The organism is Actinoplanes sp. NPDC048791 (genome assembly GCF_040650095.1).
Lineage (GTDB): Bacteria > Actinomycetota > Actinomycetes > Mycobacteriales > Micromonosporaceae > Actinoplanes.
On record NZ_JBEZGQ010001255.1, the window covers coordinates 1 to 2,154 of the forward strand.

The window sequence follows — 2,154 nt, forward strand, 5'->3', positions numbered from 1 at the left end:
CTGGCTCGCCGCCGCGCTGGGCTACAAGGCGGTGGCCGGGCGCGACGCGGTCGAGGCGTTCCGCTCCGACTGGGTCGGGCACGCCGCGCACGTCCGGCGGCTGCACGCCAAGCTGCTCTACCAGCCGCTGCTGGAGGCGGTCGCCCGGGTGCCGGCCGAGGCGCTGCGGATGACCCCCGAGTCGGCCGGCCGCCGCCTGGAGATCCTCGGCTTCGCCGACCCGGCCGGGGCGCTGCGCCACCTGCAGTCGCTGACCGGCGGGGTCAGCCGTACGGCGGCGATCCAGCGCACGCTGCTGCCGATGCTGCTGCAGGACTTCGCGGACTCGCCCGAGCCCGACCGCGGCCTGCTGAACTACCGGCACGTGTCGGAGAAGCTGGGCACCACCCCCTGGTATCTGCGCCTGCTGCGTGACGGCGGCCCGGTCGCGCGCCGGCTGGCCCGGGTGCTGAGCCTGTCCCGGTACGCGACCGACCTGCTCACCCGCGACCCGGAGGCATTGCGCCTGCTCGCCGACGACGCCGAGCTTCAGCCGCGACCCCGGGACGTGCTGCGCGACGGGTTCATCGCCGCCGCCGACCGGCACCTGGATGCCGGGGCCACCGACGCGACCAAGGCCATCACCGCCGTGCGGGCGCTGCGCCGGCGGGAGCTGTTCCGGCTGGCCTGCGCCGACATCCTCAGCCGGGCCGGCGAGCTGGCCCCGGCCCACCCGCTGGACGTGCACGCGATCGGCATCGCCCTCTCCGACGTCGCGGACGCGACGCTGGGTGCGGCGCTGCACGCTGCTCGGCGGGTGCATCCCGGACCGGAGGGACTGCGCTTCGCGGTGATCGGCATGGGCCGGCTCGGCGGATACGAATTGAGCTACCCCTCCGACGCCGACGTGCTGTTCGTCTACGCCCCGCCGGAGGGCATGTCCGACGGCCAGGCCAGCGCGTCGGCGCACGCCATCGCGGAGGAGATGCGCCGTACCCTCGGCGCCCCCGCGCCCGACCCGCCGCTCGGTGTCGATGCGGACCTGCGCCCGGAGGGCCGGCAGGGCCCGCTGGTCCGCAGCCTCAACGCCTACGCGCAGTACTACGCCCGCTGGTCGAAGGTGTGGGAGTCGCAGGCGTTGCTGCGGGCCCGGTTCGTGGCCGGCGACGCGGAGCTGGGCCGCGAGTTCGAGCAGCTCGCCGACGGGATGCGCTATCCCAGCGGCGGCCTGACCCGCGAGCAGGTGATCGAAATCCGCCGGATCAAGGCGCGGGTGGAGACCGAGCGGCTGCCCCGCGGCGCGGACCCGAACACCCACACCAAACTCGGCCGCGGCGGCCTCGCCGACGTGGAATGGGCGGTGCAACTGCTGCAGCTGCGCCACGGGTACGCGCTCCCGGCGCTGCGCATGACCCGCACCCTGGAGGCGTTGTCCGCGGAGCTGCGAGGCAAGCTGATCGACAAGGTCGACGCGGCGGCGATGACGGCGGGCTGGACCCTGGCCGCCCAGGTCCGCAACGCGCTCACCCTGGTCCGCGGCCGCCCGACCGACCAGCTCCCACGCCACGGCGTCGAACTGGCCGGAGTGGTGCTGCTGCTCGGCGGCGGCGACCCGGGCGAGTTCGTGGACCGGTACCTGCGCATCACCCGCCGCTCACGGGCGGCGATGGAGCGCGTCCTCGATGCATGAGGAGCAACGGCGCGGCCTCCTCCGGGTGCTGGCGCCGACGCTCGGCGCCGCGCTGGTGCTGGCCGGCGCGTTCCTGCTGGCGCCCCGGATGGGCACCGACCTGGCGGCGCAGCAGGCCCGGGCGGACTTCTTCGCCGGTCACGGCTGGGCGCCGGTCGACTTCGGCTGGTACGGCGGGGTCGGCCAGTTCGGCTACAGCCTGCTGACGGCGCCGCTGGGATCGCTGATCGGGATGCGGCTGCTCGGGGCGCTGGCGGCGGTGGTGGCGTCGGTCCTGTTCGGGTGGCTGCTGTGGCGCACCGGGGTGCGACGGCCGGTGGCGGGTGCGCTGATCGGGGTGTTGGTCTTCGCCGCCAACCTGGCCAGCGGCCGGGTCACGTTTGCGGTGGGCCTGGCCCTCGCGGTGGCCGCGCTGTGCGCAGCAGCCGACGCCCGGCCATCCCCGGCCGGTCCATCTCCAGCCAGGCCGTCCGGAATCAGCCCAC

1 protein-coding gene and 1 pseudogene are annotated in these 2,154 nt (G+C 75.2%); both read left to right on the forward strand.

What is annotated here, in order from left to right; translation table 11 throughout:
- Positions 1-1,669 (forward strand): bifunctional [glutamine synthetase] adenylyltransferase/[glutamine synthetase]-adenylyl-L-tyrosine phosphorylase (locus tag AB0C29_RS45065; RefSeq protein ID WP_360834046.1); only part of this gene is annotated, 1,669 nt, incomplete at its 5' end.
- Positions 1,662-2,154 (forward strand): annotated as a pseudogene (locus AB0C29_RS45070) (hypothetical protein); the annotation flags it as partial. The gene AB0C29_RS45065 and the pseudogene AB0C29_RS45070, both read left to right, overlap by 8 nt.